General features: G+C 69.7%; 15 protein-coding genes. 9 read left to right on the top strand and 6 right to left on the bottom strand.

Annotated features, from left to right (window positions below; all coding sequences use genetic code 11):
• The first annotated feature begins 756 nt into the window (after positions 1-756).
• A complete protein-coding gene (locus tag FJ091_03375) occupies positions 757-2,187 on the top strand; it encodes an MFS transporter (protein ID MBM4382390.1) in 1,431 nt (476 codons plus the stop codon).
• 12 nt (positions 2,188-2,199) lie between these two features.
• Here the strand turns inward: FJ091_03375 and FJ091_03370 are convergent, their stop codons facing one another.
• Both FJ091_03370 and FJ091_03365 read right to left on the bottom strand, forming a co-directional pair.
• Positions 2,200-3,183, bottom strand: a complete 984-nt coding sequence (locus tag FJ091_03370; GenBank protein MBM4382389.1) for an NADPH:quinone oxidoreductase family protein — start codon at positions 3,181-3,183, stop codon at positions 2,200-2,202.
• Between the two features lie 9 nt (positions 3,184-3,192).
• Positions 3,193-3,705 carry a hypothetical protein gene (locus FJ091_03365; protein ID MBM4382388.1) on the bottom strand — a complete coding sequence of 171 codons (513 nt, stop codon included), beginning with the start codon at positions 3,703-3,705 and terminating at the stop codon, positions 3,193-3,195.
• A 94-nt stretch (positions 3,706-3,799) separates the two neighbouring features.
• Here FJ091_03365 and FJ091_03360 point away from each other — a divergent pair, with 94 nt between their 5' ends.
• The 3 genes from FJ091_03360 to FJ091_03350 are packed head-to-tail and all read left to right on the top strand — an operon-like array spanning position 3,800 to position 6,952.
• Entirely contained in the window at positions 3,800-4,654 is an 855-nt protein-coding gene (locus FJ091_03360) for a metal-dependent hydrolase (GenBank protein ID MBM4382387.1), read from the top strand.
• Positions 4,651-5,157 (top strand): hypothetical protein, encoded by a 507-nt coding sequence (locus FJ091_03355; GenBank protein MBM4382386.1) that lies wholly within the window; start codon positions 4,651-4,653, stop codon positions 5,155-5,157. The genes FJ091_03360 and FJ091_03355 overlap by 4 nt, the downstream gene beginning before the upstream one ends.
• Before the next feature lie 49 nt (positions 5,158-5,206).
• Positions 5,207-6,952, top strand: coding sequence for a DEAD/DEAH box helicase (locus FJ091_03350; GenBank protein ID MBM4382385.1), 1,746 nt, complete (start codon positions 5,207-5,209; stop codon positions 6,950-6,952).
• 31 nt (positions 6,953-6,983) lie between these two features.
• On the opposite strand, the gene FJ091_03345 is transcribed toward FJ091_03350, so the two are convergent.
• Together FJ091_03345 and FJ091_03340 are read right to left on the bottom strand one after the other, a co-directional pair.
• Positions 6,984-8,171 carry a cytochrome P450 gene (locus FJ091_03345; protein MBM4382384.1) on the bottom strand — a complete coding sequence of 396 codons (1,188 nt, stop codon included), beginning with the start codon at positions 8,169-8,171 and terminating at the stop codon, positions 6,984-6,986.
• 77 nt (positions 8,172-8,248) lie between these two features.
• Positions 8,249-9,052: a dienelactone hydrolase family protein gene (locus FJ091_03340; GenBank protein ID MBM4382383.1), complete on the bottom strand. Its 804-nt coding sequence runs from the start codon at positions 9,050-9,052 to the stop codon at positions 8,249-8,251.
• Positions 9,053-9,123: 71 nt separating this feature from the next.
• On the opposite strand from FJ091_03340, the gene FJ091_03335 reads away from it, so the two are divergent.
• Entirely contained in the window at positions 9,124-10,335 is a 1,212-nt protein-coding gene (locus FJ091_03335; GenBank protein MBM4382382.1) for a CoA transferase, read from the top strand.
• A gap of 8 nt (positions 10,336-10,343) precedes the next feature.
• Here FJ091_03335 and FJ091_03330 read toward each other — a convergent pair whose 3' ends face one another.
• Positions 10,344-11,564: a cytochrome P450 gene (locus tag FJ091_03330; protein MBM4382381.1), complete on the bottom strand. Its 1,221-nt coding sequence runs from the start codon at positions 11,562-11,564 to the stop codon at positions 10,344-10,346.
• Positions 11,561-13,018: an NAD(P)/FAD-dependent oxidoreductase gene (locus FJ091_03325; GenBank protein MBM4382380.1), complete on the bottom strand. Its 1,458-nt coding sequence runs from the start codon at positions 13,016-13,018 to the stop codon at positions 11,561-11,563. Before FJ091_03325 ends, FJ091_03330 begins: the two co-directional genes overlap by 4 nt.
• 70 nt (positions 13,019-13,088) lie before the next feature.
• Between FJ091_03325 and FJ091_03320 the strand changes: the two genes are divergently transcribed.
• The 4 genes from FJ091_03320 to FJ091_03305 all read left to right on the top strand — a co-directional run bounded on the left by FJ091_03320 (position 13,089) and on the right by FJ091_03305 (position 18,354).
• On the top strand, positions 13,089-14,051 hold the full coding sequence (locus tag FJ091_03320) for an SDR family NAD(P)-dependent oxidoreductase (protein ID MBM4382379.1): 963 nt from the start codon (positions 13,089-13,091) through the stop codon (positions 14,049-14,051).
• Positions 14,052-14,249: 198 nt separating this feature from the next.
• Positions 14,250-16,184 carry an NAD(P)/FAD-dependent oxidoreductase gene (locus FJ091_03315; protein MBM4382378.1) on the top strand — a complete coding sequence of 645 codons (1,935 nt, stop codon included), beginning with the start codon at positions 14,250-14,252 and terminating at the stop codon, positions 16,182-16,184.
• Positions 16,181-17,026 carry a phytanoyl-CoA dioxygenase family protein gene (locus FJ091_03310; protein MBM4382377.1) on the top strand — a complete coding sequence of 282 codons (846 nt, stop codon included), beginning with the start codon at positions 16,181-16,183 and terminating at the stop codon, positions 17,024-17,026. The genes FJ091_03315 and FJ091_03310 overlap by 4 nt, the downstream gene beginning before the upstream one ends.
• Positions 17,023-18,354 carry a cytochrome P450 gene (locus FJ091_03305; protein MBM4382376.1) on the top strand — a complete coding sequence of 444 codons (1,332 nt, stop codon included), beginning with the start codon at positions 17,023-17,025 and terminating at the stop codon, positions 18,352-18,354. The genes FJ091_03310 and FJ091_03305 overlap by 4 nt, the downstream gene beginning before the upstream one ends.

Genomic DNA, 18,354 nt, shown 5'->3' with positions numbered 1-18,354 from the left:
GAGGGGCAGGCTGCGATCTGCTGCGCCGGGGACGTGGGCTCGTTCGGGTCCACGATGCAGCCGAGGCAGAAGCGCAGGATGGCAAGCTTGGGAGAGATCATCGCGGGTCGCCTTTTTCGTAGAACTGTTGGGATCGAGGTTCAGTCCCCGTCATCGAGAGGGGGGGAGGGGGCCCACCAGGGGACATCCGGTGAGCGCGGCATTGACAGAGACGCGATGTTCGAATCGCCGCCCCTTGCCCCCGTTGGGGCCCCCTCTTCCGGGGTCTCCCCGAGGTTGATCACGGGGCCCCCTTTGCTCGTAGTTCGCTCGGGAAAAAAAGTGCGCGGCTCCTCTGCTCGACCTGTTGGCCGCCGAAAGAGCCCCCTCCCCCGTCGCGCGCAGGGGCCGTCTGGGGCCGTGGGGCCGTGCTGGTGATCGCTCGTGAGCGCTCCCGAGCGGTCCTGATAAGCGCGCTCGTGCAAGTACGCGACACGCCATAACTACTTTTCGTTCTTCGAACCTGGGGGTCGGGGGTTCGAGCCCCTCCCGGCGCGCCATGCAACCTCGGCGAGATTGTTATGGACTCGATCGTCCCTCGCGCCGCCCGGCTCGACTGGCGCGGCGAACAGGCGCAACGGAGGCGGTCTGCGCGATGTGAGCGCAACTCCGACGCGCTCGCGCGACTTCGCACACGTCGCGCGCGAGCGCCACGCCGGACGCGAGCGCGGACTCGGTGACTTGTCGCAACGTCGATAGAAGGCAGGAGAGCACGGCGTGCAAACAGGCGAAGGCCACGTGGTTTCGGCGGAACGCGGCGATGCTCGCGGCGAGACCTACCCCGCTCCGCTCTACAGCTGGTACGTCGTCGCCGTCCTGCTCGTCTGCTTCGTCTTCTCCTTCATGGACCGCATGGTGCTCAATCTCCTGATCGAGCCCATCAAGCGCGACCTCCAGTTCACGGACACCGAGATCAGCCTGCTCCTCGGCATCGCGTTTGCCCTCTTCAACGCGACGCTCGGACTGCCCGTGGGCTGGCTTGCGGATCGCGCCAATCGCGTGCGCATCGTCGCCGCGGGCATCTTCTTCTGGAGCGTGATGACCGCGCTGTGCGGCACCGCGAAGTCCTTCGCTGCGCTGTTCGCCTACCGCATGGGCGTCGGCATCGGCGAGGCGACCACGCAGCCCGCCGGCTACTCGATGATCAGCGACCTGTTTCCGCCCACGAAGCGCGGATTCGCGCTCAGCGTGTTCAATCTCGGCACCGCCATCGGATCAGGCATCGCGCTGTTCGTCGGCGCGCAGGTGATTCACGAGGTCTCGCAGCGCGAGGGCCGGATCGAGTTGCCGCTCCTCGGTGAAGTTTTCCCGTGGCAGCTGGTCTTCATCATCTTGGGTCTGCCCGGAATTCTGGTGGCGTTCTGGGCCGCGACCCTGCGCGAGCCGAAGCGCGTCGGCGCATTGCGCATGGCGCAGAGCGCCGACGGCACGCTGGCGCAGAAACCCGTCAGCGTGCGGGAGTTCCTCGACTACGTGCGAGCGATCGGAGTGCCGTTCTCGTGCGCAGTCGTTTGTTATGCGCTGATCGCGATGGGCGGCTACGGCAACAGCTCGTGGCTGCCTTCCTTCTTCCAGCGAACGCATGGCTTGTCCGTCGTGGAAGTCGGCCGCTGGATGGGGGTGCTCAGCGTGACCTTCGGCGTCGGCGGAGTCGTCTGCTCCGGCTACCTCGGCGACTGGTTGATCACGCGCGGCTACGCGCGCGGCCGCATGGTCCTGCTCGCGCTCTCGGGTGCCTGCGCAGCGCCCTTCATGCTCGGCGTAGCGACGGTGCCCGATCCGTATCTGGCGTTGTGGATGCTGGGACCCGCCTACGTCGCGACGGCGCTCACCTCGGCGGTGTGGGCGGCAGTGATTACGGAAGTCGTCCCCAACCAAATGCGCGGCCTCGCGGTCGCGCTCGCCATCCTCGTGGCGAATCTCGTTGGCATGGGCCTAGGCGCGACGATCGTCGCGCTCGTGACCGACTACGTCTTCGACGGCGCGAGCGATCCGCAGGCGCTCGGCCGCTCGCTCGCCGTGGTCACACCGCTCACGTTCCTGCTGTCTTCGTGCTTCGGTCTCGTCGCCGTGCTCAGGTACCAGCACGCTCTCGATCACTTGCAGCGTTGGAGCCGAGCGAACAGCGAAGCTCGCGCTGGAGCGTGATCGACGCCTCGCTCACACCGTCCCGCGAACGATCACCTTCCCCACCGCGCGATTGCTCCCCACGCGCTCGATCGCTTCGGGCACTTGCTCGAACGGGAACACGCGATCGATCGGCGTGCGGATCTTGCCCGCCTCGGCCAGCGCGCAGAGCGCTTCGTGATGCGCGCGCGTCTCGTCGAGGGTGCGCGCGCCGGGGAATGCACCGACGAGCGAGTAGCTGCGTAGCACCGCGTTCAGCGGATCCACCTTCGCCCACGTGCCGCTCGAGTAGCCGATCAGAATCACGCGGCCGTGGCGCGCGATGCACTTCACGGCTTGCTCGTACGCCGCACCGCCGACGGGGTCGTAGATCATCTCGACGCCGCGCCGGCCGATGATCTGCTGCACCCCCTCGTTGATCGGCACGTCGCGATAGTTGATCACGTGATCGGCGCCGAGGGTGCGGCAGAACTCGGCTTTGTCGGCGGAGCTCACGGTCGCGATCACCGTCGCGCCGAGCGCTTTGCCGAGCTGAATCGCTGCGGACCCTGAGCTGCCCGCGCCCCCTAACACCAGCAGCGTCTCGCCCGCCTTCAGCTCGCCGCGCTGCACGACGCCGACGTAGCCGGTGTGAAACGGCACCCAGAAGCCGGCCGCTTCCTCGGCTGACATCCCGCGCGGGCGGCGCGAGATGAGCGACTCGGGCACCTGGCAGGACTCCGCGAACCCGCCCATGCCTTCGGCGAAGCGCGTCATGCTGATCACCGCGTCGCCCGGCTTCAGCGTGCAGCCCGCGCCCGTGCGCGTGACGATGCCGGCGATCTCCTGGCCCGGCGTGACGGGCGGCTTTCGCACGGCGGGGTAGTTGCCGCGCGTCATCAGCACGTCGGGCAAGCCGACGCCCGTCGCCTCGACGCGCAGCTCGACGATCCCGTCGCCCGGCGGCGCGAGCTCGCGCTCTTCGAGCCGTAACACTTCGCGCGCCTCACCGAATCCCGTCGCTCGCCAGAATTTCATCGCTCGCTCCTACTGCTCGCTCGCGAGCTTCGCGTACGCCGCCGCGGTGCCCTTGGCCATCTTGTCGCCGTCGAACGGAATCGACAGCTCGGGCGTGAACTCCATCACCACGCGCTCGGGCGTGTCGAGGAACTTCACGAACAGCTCAGGGCGCAGCCCCTTCGTGAACTCGTTGCCGTCGTCGCGCCCCGCGGCCATGCCCTGCGCGAGCAGCCCGTAGAACCACTGCTTCGTCTTCGCGTCGTCGTGGATCACGGTGTGACCCTTGTACGTCACGGTCTTGCCGCCGCCCATCGGCGTGCCCTTGCTCGTGATCACGACCGAGGAGCGCCCGTCGCGCGCGATCGCCTTCACGCGCACACGCTCGCGCGTCGCGGTCATCCAGATCTTCCCCGCGATCGGGACGTAGGCCGTAATCACCCCGAGCGGATGCCCGGATTTGTTCGCCCAGCAGAACACGCACTCGCCGGCCGTCGCGACGAGCTCGCGCTCGCGCTCCGGATCGAGCCGGTATTGCTTCACGTCGTCGTAGTTGGTCGCCTGCTCAGCCACGGCTTGCCTCCTCGGTGACGCGATGCTCGCACGAGAGCTCGTCCCCGCGCGATAGAGTGCGCGCGTGCCCATTCTCGTGCGCCGCGTGCAGTTCGATTTCCCCGACGGCCTCGCTGCGCATTGGCATCCGGCGCGGCCCGCGTGGAGCCAAGTGGTCAACGCCGCCTCGTTGCTGATGCCGTACCTCGAGCCGTTCCTGATCGAGGCGATCCGCGAGGCGATTCCGCAGCTTCGCGACCCGGCGCTCGCGGCGGAGGCCCGCGGCTACGTGGGTCAAGAGGCGCACCACTTTCGGCAACACCGCCGCTTCAACGATCGCGTGATCGCGCTCGGCTACGACGGCATTCGCGAGTACGAAGCGCAGCTGGCGCGCGACTACGAAGCGCTCTCGCGCGAGCCGCTCGCGTTCCGCCTCGCCTACGCCGCAGGCTTCGAGACAATGGCGCTCGCGCTGGGGCACTACTTGATCCGCGACCGCGTGCATCTCTTCGCCGGCGCCGATCCGGCGGTGACGTCGCTCGTGCTGTGGCACTTCGTCGAGGAGCTCGAGCACAAGCACGCCGCGTTCGGCGTTTATCAGGCGATCTCGGGCGACTGGTGGCTGCGCGTGCGCGGCCTCGCCTACGCGATGTGGCACACGCTGTCGCGCACGCGCGAGGCGTATCGAATGCTGCTGCGCCGCGATGGCCTGTGGGGCACGTGGCGCACGCGCATCGAGCTGAAGCTCGTGATGCTGCGCCTGTTCGGGTACGTGACGCCGTGGATCCTCGAGGCGCTCTCGCCGTGGCACGACCCGGCGCGCTTCGCCGACCCCGAGTGGGCGCGCGACTGGATGCGGCTCTACGACGCGGGCGAGCCGCGCCTGTTGCGCCTCGACACGGCGCGCATCGGCGAGCTGCCGCGAGCGATCTGCTCGTGAGCGCGCACGCTCCGCTCTCCGAGCGCGCGCGGGCCGTGCTGTTCGCGAACGGCCTCGGCCTGATCGCGGCCGCGGTCGTGGTCGGTTGGGCGTGGTTCTTTCACTTGTTAGGCGAGATCGTGCTGTGGCCGATCCCCGGCTCGCTCGACGTGCAGATCCCCGGCGACTCGCGCGGCTTCCGCATGGCGCACATGGAAGGCATCACGCACGGCCTCTTGCTGATGGCGCTCGCCTTCGGCGGGCGCTTCCTCCTGCTCTCGCCGCGCGCTGAGCGTTGGTTCGTGCGCAGCGCGCTCGTCACCGCGTGGCTGTTCACGATTCCGGCGATCCTGCATCCATTCTTCGGAACGCGCGGCCTCGCGTTCGGCGGCGGCCCCTTCAAGGCCGGCCCCGCGAACGACGCGCTCTACCTGCTCGGCTGGCCGCCGGTGATCGCGGTGCACGTGATGCTCGCGCTCGCGTTCATCGGCGTGCTGCGCTTCTTGCGCGCGCGGACGGCGTAGGCCGCCTCGCAGGGTTCGTGGGGAGCCGGAAGTCTCTAGGCTGCCGCTCATGTCCGACCCCGAATCTGCCCCCGCCTCCGGCTTCGCCGCGCTCGGCCTCGACTCCGATCTCGCGGACGCGCTCGCCGCGCTGGGATACGAGGAGCCGACGGCGATCCAGCGCGAGTCGATTCCGCCGCTGCTCGCGGGGCGCGATCTGTTAGGTCAAGCCGCGACCGGCACGGGCAAGACCGCGGCGTTCGCGCTGCCGATCGTGCAGCGCATCGTGATGAGCATCCCGGAGCCGAATCGCCCGCGCGCGCTCGTGCTGGTGCCCACGCGCGAGCTCGCGATGCAGGTCGCCGAGGCGCTGCATCGCTACGGACGCGCGAAGCACGCAACGGTGCTGCCGATCTACGGCGGCCAGCACATCGGGCAGCAGCTGCGCGCGCTGCAGCGCGGCGCGGAAGTCGTCGTCGCGACGCCGGGGCGCGCGCTCGATCACATCGAGCGCGGCACGCTCGACCTCGCGAGCGTTCAGCTCGTCGTGCTCGACGAAGCCGACGAGATGCTCGACATGGGCTTCGCCGACGACCTCGACGCGATCCTGAAGCGCACGCCGCAGCACCGCCAAACCGCGCTGTTCTCCGCCACGCTGCCCAAGCGCATCCTCGCGATCGCGGAGCGGCACCTGCGCGATCCGGTGCGCATCGCGATCGCCCCCGCGCGAGCGCGTGCCGGTGAGGCGCCGCGCGTGCGGCAGACGGCATACGTCGTGGCGCGCCCGCACAAGCACGCGGCGCTCGGGCGCGTGCTCGACATGGAGTCGCCCACTTCCGCGATCGTGTTCTGCCGCACGCGCCTCGAGGTCGACGAGCTGGCCGAGGCGATGAACGCGCGCGGGTATCGCGCGGAGGCGCTGCACGGCGGCTTCGCGCAGGAGCAGCGCGACCGCGTGATGAAGCGCTTCCGCAGCGGCGCGGCCGACCTGCTCATCGCGACCGACGTGGCCGCGCGCGGGCTCGACATCGAGCACCTGAGCCACGTCTTCAACTACGACGTTCCCACCGAGGCCGACGCGTACGTGCACCGCATCGGCCGCACTGGGCGCGCGGGGCGCGAAGGCGTCGCGATCACCTTCGTCGAGCCGCGCGAGCACCGCCTGCTGCGCAACATCCAGTTCGCGACGAAGCACAAGATCGCGGTGGCGACGCTGCCCACGGTGAATGATCTGCGCAATCGCCGGCTCGAGCTGACGCGCGCCGCGCTGCGCGATGCGGTCGAATCCGGCGAGCTCGACTCGTTCCGCAAGCTCGTCGAGGACCTCGCCTCCGAGCTCGACCCGCTCGACGTCGCCGCCGCCGCGGTGAAGCTCGCGCATCAAGCCACGCATGACGAGGAAGGCGCGCGCGCCGACGAGCAGGACATTCCCACGCCGCGCGTGCACGAGCCTCACGAGCGCGTCCCCGCGCGAGGGCGCGGCGCGCGCGACTTCGCGCCGCGCGGAGACGAACGCGCGCCGCAGCGACGTGGGTCGCAGCGGCGCGACGAAGGCGGGCGCGATCCGCGCGCGTGGGATCGCGTGCGCCTCTTCATCAACGCGGGCCGCGCTGCGGGGCTGCGGCCTGCGGACATCGTGGGCGCGATTGCGAACGAGGCGGGCGTGCCGGGCTCGGCGATCGGCGCGATCGAGATCACCGACGGTTTCTCGCTCGTCGAGGTGCCGGCCGACGCGGCGCAGGTCGTGATCGACGCGCTGCGCGGCTCGAAGATCCGCGGCAAGCGCGTGCTCGTGAAGCGCGACGGCGAGCGCTGAGGCCGGGCGAGCTCGAGCCGCTGCGCCTGCGTCAGCCGCGACGCCGGACGCGCAGCGCCGCGGGAGCGCGCAGCACCGTCTTGCGAGGCAGCGCGGCCTCGCGGTCGACGAGCGCGAGGTCGGGCATGCGCCGCGTCAACGTCTCCAGCGCCACCGCCATGTTGCGGCGCGCGAGGTGCATGCCTGGGCAACTCTTCGCGCCGCGGCCGAAGGTGAGATTCGGCGGCTGCACGCGGTCGATGTCGAAGTGGTCGGGGCTCGCCACGATGGCGGGGTCGCGATTCGCGCCTGCGATGGCGAACAGCACCCACGTGTCGGGGGCAAAATCGACGCCACGAAAGCGCGTCGGCTCGGAGCGCGTGAGGCGGGGCAGCACCGCGATCGACGTGTCGAAGCGCAACCCCTCGGCGACGGCGGCGGGAATCTTGTGCGGCTCGCGACACAGCGCCTGCCACGCGCCGTCGCGAAGCAGCAGCGCCGCGAGCAAGTTCGCGAGCGCGCCATGCGTCGTCTCGCCACCCGTCGGGAAGAGCAGACGGATGTGCGAAAGCACCTGCTCGTCCGAGAGCCGGCGGCCCTCGACCTCGGCCGCGAGCAGCTCGGAGAGCACGTCGTTCTGTGGGCGCCGCCTGCGCTCCTCGAGCAGCGGAAGCAGGAACTCGGTCAGCGACTGCTTGGCCGCGAGCGCTCCCGCCGGATCCCCGCGGAACGCGAAGAGCGCGATCGCCCAGCCGTGGAACTCGTCCTCGCGGTCGCGCGGCAAACCGAGCAGGCGGCTGATGACGAGATACGGAAAGCGCGCCGTGAAGTCGCGCACGAGATCGAGCTCGTCGCGACGAGCCAAACGATCGACGAGCTCGTTCGCGAGCGCAGCGAGACCCGACTCCTCGTAGCTGGCGACGGCGCGCGAACGGAACGCGGGCGTCGCGAGCTTGCGAAAGAGCAGATGGCTCGCGGGGTCGGGGTCCGAAATGAAGCTCTTCCCGACCGCCGGCTCGAACGAAGCCTGATACATGCGGTGGCCGGGCAGCACGTGCTCGTCGAGGAAGGCCGCGTGCAGCGCGTCGTAGCTGGTGATCACGAAGCTCGGGAGCCCGAGGAAGCGCGTCGGCTGGATCGGCCCGCGCTCGCGAAAGCGGCGCAGCACGTCGTACAGTGACTCTCCCGGCAGCTCGTGCAGGCCGAAGTCCACATCCTCGAGGCGCAGCTGCGCGTCCAATCCGCGTCCTCCTCGGGCGCTACGCCGTCTCCCACACGGTCACCTTGCCCACCGCCTCGCTGCTGCCCACGCGCTGGTCAGCTGAGCCGCGTCTTGAAGAAGGCGAGGATCTCGTCCCGCGCCTTCGCCGTGGGCTCGCCCTCGCGGTCGATCAGGTGAATCGTCACCACGCTGTGGGGGTTCTTCATCTGCGCGTCGGGATTCGCGGCGGAATCGGGCAGCACGCGCGCGACGAAGCGATCGCCGAGCGCGGCCTGATAAGCGGCGAAGCGCTCGGCTTTGCAGAACGAGTCGCCTTCGAAGCGATACGCGAGCACGGTCAGGTCTTCGCGCTCCATGCGCGCCTTCACCTGCGCGAGCTCGCTCGGCGAGATGTGCATGCCGCCCGCGCGGCCCATCGGCAGCGAGGGCTGCGAGAGCACTGGCGCGAGCACGGCGGGCTCGAGCATCAGCGAGAGCGCGAAGTTGCCGGTGAAGCACATGCCGATCGCGCCCACGCCCTTGCCGCCGCACAGCGGGAACGCGTGCGCGGCGAGCGCGCGCAGCCAGTCGATCACGGGGCTCGACTCATTCGCCGCGAACGCCTTGAACTCGCGGCTCACACAGCAGCGCAGCATCGTGCCGACCGCGCGCGCCATCGTGGCGGGCGCGCCCGCGCGGCCGAACAAGTCGGGCATCCACACCGTGAAGCCCGCACCCGTCACCCAGCGCGCGAAGCGCGCGACGTGCGGCGAGATGCCGGGCATCTCGGCCATCACGATCACCGCAGGCCCCTTGCCCGCGACGAACACGCGCTTCGTTTCGCCAAGGAACGTGAGCTCGCGGGCTTCGAAGTCGCCGAGGTCGTCGTGTTTCGTGAGGTCGCGTTCGGGAGTCGTCATTCGCGCAACCTATCACGGCGAATCTCTGCGCCGGCGCGCATAGAATGCGCTCCTTCCATCGAGGAGCTCTCATGCCCGCACCGCTCGAAGGCGTTCGTGTGATCGAGGTGGCGAACTGGCTCGCAGCGCCGGCCGCTGCCGCGTTGATGCGCGATCTCGGCGCCGAAGTGATCAAGATCGAGCCGCCGGAGGGCGATGCGTTTCGCGGCTTCCTGCTGAGCTCGATGGGATACAAGCACGAGTTCGCCGGCAACTACGGCTTCGAGCTCGACAACCGCGGCAAGCGCTCCGTCACCGTCGCGCTCGACAAGCCCGGCGGCCCCGAGCTGGTGAAGCGGCTTGCGAAGGACGCGGACGTGTTCCTCACCAACCTCGTGCAGACGCGGCGCGAGAAGTACGGGCTCACCTACGAGGACGTGCGCGCCGTGAATCCGCGCTGCGTGTTCGCCTCGTTCAGCGGCTACGGCGTGCGCGGGCCCGATCGCGCGCGGCCGGGCTTCGACTACGCCGCGTTCTGGGCGCGCTCGGGGCTGATGGGTCTGCTCGGCGAGCCGCCCTCGCCGCCGCCGCTCTGCCGCGGCGGCCAAGGCGACCACACCACCGCGCTCAACATTCTCGCCGCGGTGCTCGCCGCGCTGCGCCTGCGCGATCGCACGGGCGAGGGCCAGCACGTCGAGGTGACGCTGCAGGGCACGGGCATGTGGACGCTCGCGGGCGACATGCAGGCCGCGCTCGTGGCGCGCGAGAACCCGGGGCGCCACGTGCGCACGCAGCCCGCGAATCCGATCTGGAACAGTTATCAGGCGAAGGACGGGCTCTGGGTGCTGCTCGTGATGCCGATGCCCGACCCGTACTGGCCGAAGTTTTGCGCCGCGATCGCGAAGCCCGAGTGGGCGAGCGACCCTCGCTACGACTCGCTCGCGAAACGCCGCGAGCGCTCACGCGATCTGACAGCCGCGCTCGACGCGATCTTCGCGACGCGGACGCGCGCGGAGTGGGCCGCGCGCATGGACGCGCAGGGCTTGATCTGGGCGCCGGTCGCAACGCTCACCGACGTCATCAACGACCCGCAGGCGCGCGAGATGGGCTGGTTCACCACGATCGACAGCCCCGTGCTCGGCAAGTTCGAGACGCTGGGCACGCCGTTCAAGATGTACGGCGCCGACGTCGGCGTGCGCGGCCCGGCGCCGGCTGCGGGCGAGCACACCTTCGAGGAGCTGACGCGGCTCGGACTCACGGATGAAGAGCTCGCGAAGCTCGCGGAGGAAGGCGTGATTGGCTGAGGTGCCCCTCAGATCGCGACGTGCAGCTCGACCAGCGAGCGATCCGAGATCGTCGCGCGCCAGCGCACCTCCTCGCGCGCGAGCGCGAGCTTCGGGAAGCGCGCGAACAGGCGCGTGAGCGCGATGCGCGCCTCGAGGCGCGCGAGCGGAGCGCCGAGGCAGAAGTGGATGCCGTCGCCGAACGCGACGTGCGGGTTCGGCGAGCGCGCGAGGTCGAGGCGATCGGGCTGCGCGAACACCGCCGGGTCGCGGTTCGCGGCGCCGAGCGCCATGAAGATCGTGTGCCCCGCTTCGATGCGCCGTCCGCCGCGTTCGTGCGCGTGGAGCGCGCGCCGCATCATGATCTTCGCCGGGCCCTCGAAGCGCAGCAGCTCCTCGATCGCCGCCGGCGCGCGCGGATCGTCGGCATCGCGTGGGAACGCGGCGCGCGCGGCGTCGTCGCGCAGCAGCGCGTTCACGCTGCTGCCGAGCAGGCTCGCGGTCGTGTCGTGGCCGGCGAACAGGAGCAGCGAGCACGCGCCCGCGAGCTCCTCCTCGCGCAGCCCGTCCTGTGTTCCGGCGGTCGCGAGCAGCGCGCCCAACAAGTCGTCGCCGAGCTCGCCCGCGGCTTTGCGCTGCGCCACGAGCCAGGCGACGTAGTCGCGCAGCTCGAGGCCCGCCTCGCGCGCCTTCTGCTCGTAGTCGGCGCGCTCGGTCGCGCCGAACACGATCACGCCGAACTTCGCGGACCAGCGCACGAGCATGTCGCGGTCCGCCTTGGGCACGCCGAACAAATCCGCGATCACGATCGCGGGCAGCGGATGCGCGAGCTCCGCGACGAAGTCGCCGCCACCGCGCGCTTCGAACGCGGCGAGCAGCTCGTCCACGACCTGCTCGATTGCACCGCGCAGCTTCTCCACGCGCCGCGGCGTGAACGCACGCGCGACCGGCGCGCGCATGCGGTCGTGCGCGGGGGGATCGTTGAAGAGCATCCAGCCCCGTAACAAGTCGAGCGCCGGCGCGAGCGCCTCGCGGCGCGCGGGCGCGAGCCGCGCCGCGAACGCGTCCATGCGCGCCGTCGAGAGCGAGTTGTCGCGCAGCGCCGCGCTCACCTCCGCGTGCGAGGTGAGGAGCCAAGCGCGATGCCGCGCGCTCCAGTGCACCGGCGCGTGCTCGCGCAGCCGCGCGAAGAACGCGTGCGGGTCGGCGACGGCGTCCGGGGCGAGGAGATCGTCGGGGGGAGCGTTCACGCCCGCAGCTCGTACGCCTCGAGCTTCGGCCCCTTCATCTCGTCGACGAAGCGCTGATACGTGAACGGCCAAACCGCCGGCACGCCGCGCGAGTCGAGGTACCAGCTGCGGCAGCCCGTCGCCCAGATCGTGTTCTTCGCGGCGGCGTCGAACTCGGCGCTGAAGCGCGCCATCGCGGCCTCGCTCGCGCACACCTCGCGCGCGCGGCCGGCGCGCAGCTCAGCGACGAGCTGCAGGATGTAGTGGAGCTGCATCTCGGCGATGGTGATGAGGGAGAAATTGCCGACCGGGCCGTTCGGGCCGTTCAGCATGTAGAGATTGGGGAAGCCGGGCACCGAGATGGACAGGTACGCGTTCGGCCGCTGCGCCCACACCGTGTCGAGCTTCACGCCATCGCGGCCGACCACCTGAATCGGGCGTAGGAAGCGGTCGACGCGGAAGCCCGTCGCGAGCACGAGCACGTCGAGCTCGTGCAGGCGCCCGTCTTTCGTGCGCACACCGCGCGGCTCGATGCGCTCGATCGCCTCCGTCACGAGCTCGGCGTTCGGCTGCTGGATCGCGGGGTAGAACTCGCCCGAGATGATCAGGCGCTTGCAGGCCGCGCGGTAGTTCGGGCGCAGCTTCTCGCGCAGCACGGGATCCTTCACCGCGCTCTCGAGGTGATCGCGGCAAGTCTGCTCGAGCAGGCGCATCTGCTCGCTGTTGGCGTCGACCACGCCGTTCGAGAAGTTCTCGTGGAACGCGCGCGTCATCTCGATGCTGAGCGCGCGCAGCGCATTCGGATCGCGGCGCAGCTGCGTCTTCTCTTCGTCCGTGTAGGCGGGATTGTCCTGCGGCGCGACCCACTGCGCGGTGCGCTGGAACAGCGAAAACCTCGCGACGCGCGGCACGAGCGCGCCGGTGATCTGGATCGCGGTGGAGCCCGTGCCGATCACGCCGACGCGCTTGCCATCGAGCGGGACCGAGTGGTCCCACTGCGCGCTGTGGAAGCGCGCGCCCGCGAACGTCTCGAGGCCCGCGATCTCGGGAATCATCGGGTGATGCAGGACGCCCGTCGCGGCGATCACGACATCGGCCTCGTCGCGCCGGCCCGCGCTCGTCTCGATGTGCCAGCGCGAGCCGGAGAGCTCCATGCGCACGATCTCTTCGTTGAATCGAATCCGCTCCAGCACGTTGCGCTTGCGCGCGACGCCCTCGAAGTACTCGCGGATCTCCGGACCCGGCGAGAAGCGATGGCTCCACTCCGGATTGGGCTCGAACGCGTAGCTGTAGATGTGCGAGGGCACGTCGCAGGAGAGGCCGGGGTAGCTGTTATAGAACCAAGTGCCGCCGACTCTCTCGCCCTTCTCGTACACGACCCAGTCGTCGTAGCCGGCCTCGCGCAGCTTGATCCCGCTCATGATGCCGGCCATGCCGGCGCCGATGATCACGAAGCGGAGATTGCGCTCGGGCATGGCGGCTCCTCGGTGTCGCGCGCTGCGTCGTAGCGCGGCACCCTCGCTCCCTTCAACGGGAGAACGCGTGATGGAGCGCTTCGACGGAAAGATCGCAGTGATTACGGGCGGCGGCACCGGCATGGGGCGCGAGCTCGCGCGCCAGCTCGCTGCGGAGGGCTGCCACATCGCGATGTGCGACGTGTCGGCGGAGAACATGGCCGCGACGAAGGCACTGTGTGAGCGCGAGAACCGAAGCGTGCGCGTCACCACGCAAGTCGCGGACGTGTCGAGCGAGGCGCAGATCGTGGCGTTTCGGGACGCCGTGGTGCGCGAGCACGCGACGAGGTGCGTGCACCTCGTATTCGCGAACGCGGGCATCGGCGGCGGCGGCAGCTTCGTGAGCGACGCCCGCGAGGAGTGGGACAAGACCTTCGCGGTGTGTTGGAACGGCGTGTACTTCACGGCGCGCGCGTTCGTGCCGCTGCTCGTGGCCGCGCCCGAGGGCTGGCTCGTGAACACCGCGAGTGTGAACGGCTTCTGGGCCTCGCTCGGGCCGAAGAGCGCGCACAGCGCCTACAGCGCGGCGAAGTTCGCGGTGAAGGGCTTCAGCGAGGCGCTGATCAACGACTTCAAGGTGAACGCGCCGCACGTCGGCGTCTCGGTCGTGATGCCCGGCCACATCGGCACCGCGATCGCGAAGAACTCGGCGAAGGTGTTGGGGCGCGACCCGAAGGAGCTGAGCGAGCAGCAGCTGCTCGACGCGCGTGCTCGCATGACCCGCGCGGGTCTTCCTGTCGCCACGCTCTCTGCCGAGCAGCTGCGACTCGCGATGATCGCGATGGGCGACGCGTTCGAGAACGACGCACCCACCACCGCCTCGCAGGCCGCGAAGATCATCCTCGACGGCGTGCGCGCGAAGAAGTGGCGCATCCTCGTCGGCCACGACGCGCACGTGCTCGACCGCCTCGTGCGCGAGGCGCCTGAAGACGCCTACGGCGAGGCGTTCATGCAGAAGCTCGCGGCCGAGGCGAACTGGAAGCTGGGGACGTGAGCGCTCAGAGCTCCGCCGGCACCGCCGGAGAGAACTGGCGCTCGCCGGCGTCGCGCCGCACGACCGCCGCGCGACGCTCACTAGAGCGTCGGACCCGCGTCCGCTAGCGAGCGCCGCCAGGCGGCTCGAGACCGCGTCCCCTAGCGCCCGCCTGCGTGCTGCGATGCAATCCGTCCTCTCGCACGGGAGATCTCTCGCATGGACTTGTCGCGCCCCGCCCTGCGCATCACCGAGTCGAACGACGAGATCGCGCGCGCGCTCGCGCAGGCGCATCTGCCCTCGCTGCTCCCCGCGCTCGCGCACGTCACCGGCGATCTCAGCGTGCTGCGCGACGACGTGAAGCCCGACGCGATCGCGCTCGCGGGCGATCCGTCCGGGTTCGCGGGCGGCGAGGCGGCCGCGGCGCGCGCGCGCGCACTCGCGCTCGAGGTGCTCGCGAAGTACCGCGATGCGGGCTGCCCGCCGCCGAAGACGCCGAGCGAGGACTTTCTGCGCGCGATCATGCGCTGGGTCACGCCGAGCGCGGACGCGGATCCGTATCTGCCGCTGATTCAGGAAGAGCTCTCGGTCGGCGAGAACGACCTGCGCGCGCCGCAGTGGAGGAAGGAGAAGCTCGCGCCGGCGCGCGAATTCCTCGTCGCGATCATCGGCGCGGGCATGTCGGGCCTGCTCGCGGCGTATCGCCTGCAACAAGCCGGCGTCGCGTGCGTGATCCTCGAGAAGAACGACGAAGTGGGCGGGACGTGGTACGAGAACTCGTACCCCGGCTGCCGCGTCGACGTCGCGAACTCGTTCTTCTCCTACTCGTTCGCGCAGCGCTCGGACTGGCCGAATCATTATTCGACGCAGCCCGCGCTGCTCTCCTACTTCCGCGAGTGCGCCGAGCGCTTCGATCTGCGCAAGCTCCTTCGCTTCAAGACGGAAGTGCTGCAGGCGGCATGGCAAGAAGATCGCGCGGTGTGGCGCATCCGCGTGCGCAAGCCCGACGGCGCCGAGGACGTGATCGAGGCGAACGCGCTGATCAGCGCGGTGGGCCAGCTCAATCAGCCGAAGCTGCCGGACATCGCGGGCATGGAGAAGTTCGGGGGGCCGAGCTGGCACTCGGCGCGCTGGAATCACGGCGTCTCGCTGAAGGGCAAGCGCGTCGCGGTGATCGGCACCGGCGCGACGGCGGCGCAGTTCGTGCCCGTGATCGCGGAAGAGGCCGCGCAACTCGACATCTACCAGCGCACGCCGAACTGGCTGCTGCCGGCGCCTGACTACCACGCGCCGATTCCCGAAGGCCAACGCTGGGTGTTCTCGCACGTGCCGCACGCGGCGCACTGGCATCGCTTCTGGCTGTTCTGGCGTACCGGCGACGGCTGGTTCCTGCCGCGCGTGCGCGTGCAGAAGGGCTGGCAGCGCGAGGACAGCGTGAGCGAGAGCAACGAGGAGCTGCGCGCGATGCTGGCGCAGGCGCTGCGCGACCAGCTCGCGGATCGCCCCGACCTCGCCGAGAAGGTCGTCCCGAAGTACCCGCCCGCGAGCAAGCGCATCCTCGTCGACAACGGCGTGTGGTGCGCGGCGCTGAAGCGCCCCAACGTAAACCTGCATACCGGCGGCATTCGCGAGATCACGCCCCGCGGTGTCGTCGACAAGGCGGGAGTCGAGCGCGCCGCCGACGTGATCATCTACGCGACCGGCTTCAAGGCCTCGCAGTTCCTGACGCCGATGCAGGTGTTGGGGCGGAACGGCGCGGACCTTCACAAGCAGTGGGACGGCAACGCGAGGGCCTACCTCGGCCTGGTCGCACCGAGCTTCCCGAACTTCTTCTTCATGTACGGCCCCAACACCAACATCGTGGTGAACGGCAGCATCATCTACTTCAGCGAGTGCGAGATGACGTACATCACGGCGGCGATCCGCCTGCTGCTCGAGAGCGGCAAGCGCGCGATGGACTGCAAGAAGGACGTGCACGACCGCTACAACGCCTGGATCGACCAGGGCAACCTCGAGATGGCGTGGGGCGTCTCGAAGGTGAACAGCTGGTACAAGAGCGCGAGCGGACGCGTCGCGCAGAACTGGCCCTTCACGCTGCTCGGGTACTGGCAACAGACGCGCGCCGTGAACGCAGACGACTACGTGCTCTCATGAGCATTCGCGTGGACGACGCGCAGCGGGAAGCGTTCCGGAGCGACGGCGTGGTGTGCCTGCGCGGGTTGTTAGGGGAGCACGACCTGGCCGAAGCGCGCGCGGCGTACGAGTGGAGCCTCGCGAATCCGAGCCCGAGCGCGAACGTGTACCAGGGCGGCGAGGGGCGTTTCTATCAGGACCTCGCGAACCGCAAGGCACAGCCCGTCTATCGCGACCTCGTGCACGCGACGCCCGCGGCCGACGCGTGCGCTGCGCTGTGGGGCGCGCCCGACGTGTGGTTCATGTACGAGCAGGTGTTCCTGAAGGAAGGCGGCGACACGCGCCGCACGCCGTGGCATCAGGACTCGTCGTACCTGCCCGTCGACGGCGAGCAGATCGCAGTGGTGTGGATCAGCTTCGACGCGGTCGACGCCGCGCACTCGCTCGAGTTCGTGCGCGGCTCGCACCGCGGTCCGATGTACGACGGCTCGCGCTTCGACCCGAGCGACGACACGCTGCCGATCTACGGCGACGGCTCGCTGCCGCGGCTGCCCGACATCGAGAAGAACCGCGGCGCGTGGGACATCACGTCGTTCGCGGTCGAGCCGGGCGATGCCGTCGTGTTTCATCCGGGCCTGTTGCATGGCGGCGCGGCGACGCGGCGAGACATGCGGCGCCGCACGCTCTCGCTGCGCTTCTTCGGCGCCGACGCACACTACGCGCGGCGCCCGTTTCTCACGGACAAGCAGATCCCCGAGGCGAAGGCGACGAGCGTGTTCCAGCTGTTGTCGGGCCGCCTGAAGCCCGGCGACGCGTTCCGTCACCCGGAGTTCCCGAGAGTGCGACCCAGGAGCGCGGCGTGAGCGCACCGCGCTGGCCTCAGGTGTCGGGCGCGAAGCCCGGCTCGGGGCACTTCGAGGAGTTCAACGCGCACCCCGCGCACTTCATGTGGCGCGCGTATCGCGAGTGCGGCGAGCTTGCGGAGTTCGATCTCGGCGGCGCGAAGCACTTGCTCTTGAGCAGCCCCGCCGCCTACGAAGCCGTGTTCCGCGCGGGCGACGATCAGCTGAGCCCGCGCGAGCCGTACCACTTCATGGTCCCGGTGTTCGGCGCGGGCATTCAGTACGGCGCGCCGCTCGAGCTCGAGCGGCAGCAGGTGAAGATGCAATCGAACGCGCTGCGCCTCGATCGCATGAAGAGCTACGCGCAGGTGATCGCTCGCGAAGTCGAGGCGTACGTCTCGACCTGGGACGACGAGGGCGAGAAGGATTTCTACGAGGAGCTCAAGGAGCTCGTGCTGCGCACGTCGACGCATTGCCTGATGGGCAGCGAGTTCCGCGCGAAGCTGACCGGCGAGTTCGGGGCGCTCTACCAAGACCTCGAGCACGCCGTGAGCGCGTCCTCGATCGTCGACCCCTACGCGCAGGAGGAGGCGTTCGCGAAGCGCGACCGCTCGCGCGCGCGGCTCGCGCAGCTCGTCACCGCAGTGATCGAGGAGCGACGCCGCACGGGCGCCTCGTCGCCCGACATGCTGCAGTCGTTCATGGAGGCTGCGTACCTCGATGGCCGCCGCCTGACGGATGACGAGATCGTAGGCATGGTCATCTGGATCATGTTCGCGGGCTTTCACACCAGCTCGAACACCGCGACCTGGACGCTCGTCGAGCTCGCGCGCAACCCGCAGCACGCGGCGAGGGTGGTGCGCGAGATCGACGCGGTGGTCGCGCCGGGCAGCCAGCTCGCACACACCGCGCTGCGCGAGCTGCCCGCGCTCGAGCGCTTCGTGTTCGAGGTGCTGCGCAAGCATCCGCCACTCGTGACGTTGATGCGCCTCGTGAAGCGCGACCTCGCGTTCCGAGACGTCGTGATTCCGGCGGGCAGCGTCGTCGTGGTCTCGCCCTACGTCGCGCACCGCCTGCCCGAGAGCTTCCCCGACGCGGAACGCTTCGATCCCGAGCGCGCGTTCCCGGAAAACGTGTTCGCCTACATCCCGTTCGGCGGCGGGCGCCGCAAGTGCGTGGGCAACGCGTTCGCGCTGCTGCAAGTGAAGGCGATCTTCGCCGCGCTGCTCGCGCGCTACGAGTTCGAGCTGGTGGATGCACCCGAGAGTTATCAGGACGTGATGCCGAGTCTGATCCTGCGCACGAGCGACCCGTGCCGGCTGCGGTACCGGAGGCGCGGCGCGAGATGA

It is taken from the genome of Deltaproteobacteria bacterium (assembly GCA_016875395.1).
GTDB lineage: Bacteria > Myxococcota_A > UBA9160 > UBA9160 > UBA6930 > VGRF01.
The sequence above is the reverse complement of the archived record's forward strand: the minus strand, read 5'-3'. Positions and strand labels throughout refer to the sequence as shown.

Excerpts from the sequence above, each read along its gene's own strand:
- FJ091_03325 (MBM4382380.1), bottom strand. The coding sequence starts at position 13,018 with ATGCCCGAGCGCAATCTCCGCTTCGTGATCATCGGCGCCGGCATGGCC.
- FJ091_03370 (MBM4382389.1), bottom strand. The coding sequence starts at position 3,183 with ATGAAATTCTGGCGAGCGACGGGATTCGGTGAGGCGCGCGAAGTGTTA.
- FJ091_03320 (MBM4382379.1), top strand. The coding sequence starts at position 13,089 with ATGGAGCGCTTCGACGGAAAGATCGCAGTGATTACGGGCGGCGGCACC.
- FJ091_03340 (MBM4382383.1), bottom strand. The coding sequence starts at position 9,052 with ATGACGACTCCCGAACGCGACCTCACGAAACACGACGACCTCGGCGAC.
- FJ091_03335 (MBM4382382.1), top strand. The coding sequence starts at position 9,124 with ATGCCCGCACCGCTCGAAGGCGTTCGTGTGATCGAGGTGGCGAACTGG.
- FJ091_03310 (MBM4382377.1), top strand. The coding sequence starts at position 16,181 with ATGAGCATTCGCGTGGACGACGCGCAGCGGGAAGCGTTCCGGAGCGAC.
- FJ091_03350 (MBM4382385.1), top strand. The coding sequence starts at position 5,207 with ATGTCCGACCCCGAATCTGCCCCCGCCTCCGGCTTCGCCGCGCTCGGC.
- FJ091_03315 (MBM4382378.1), top strand. The coding sequence starts at position 14,250 with ATGGACTTGTCGCGCCCCGCCCTGCGCATCACCGAGTCGAACGACGAG.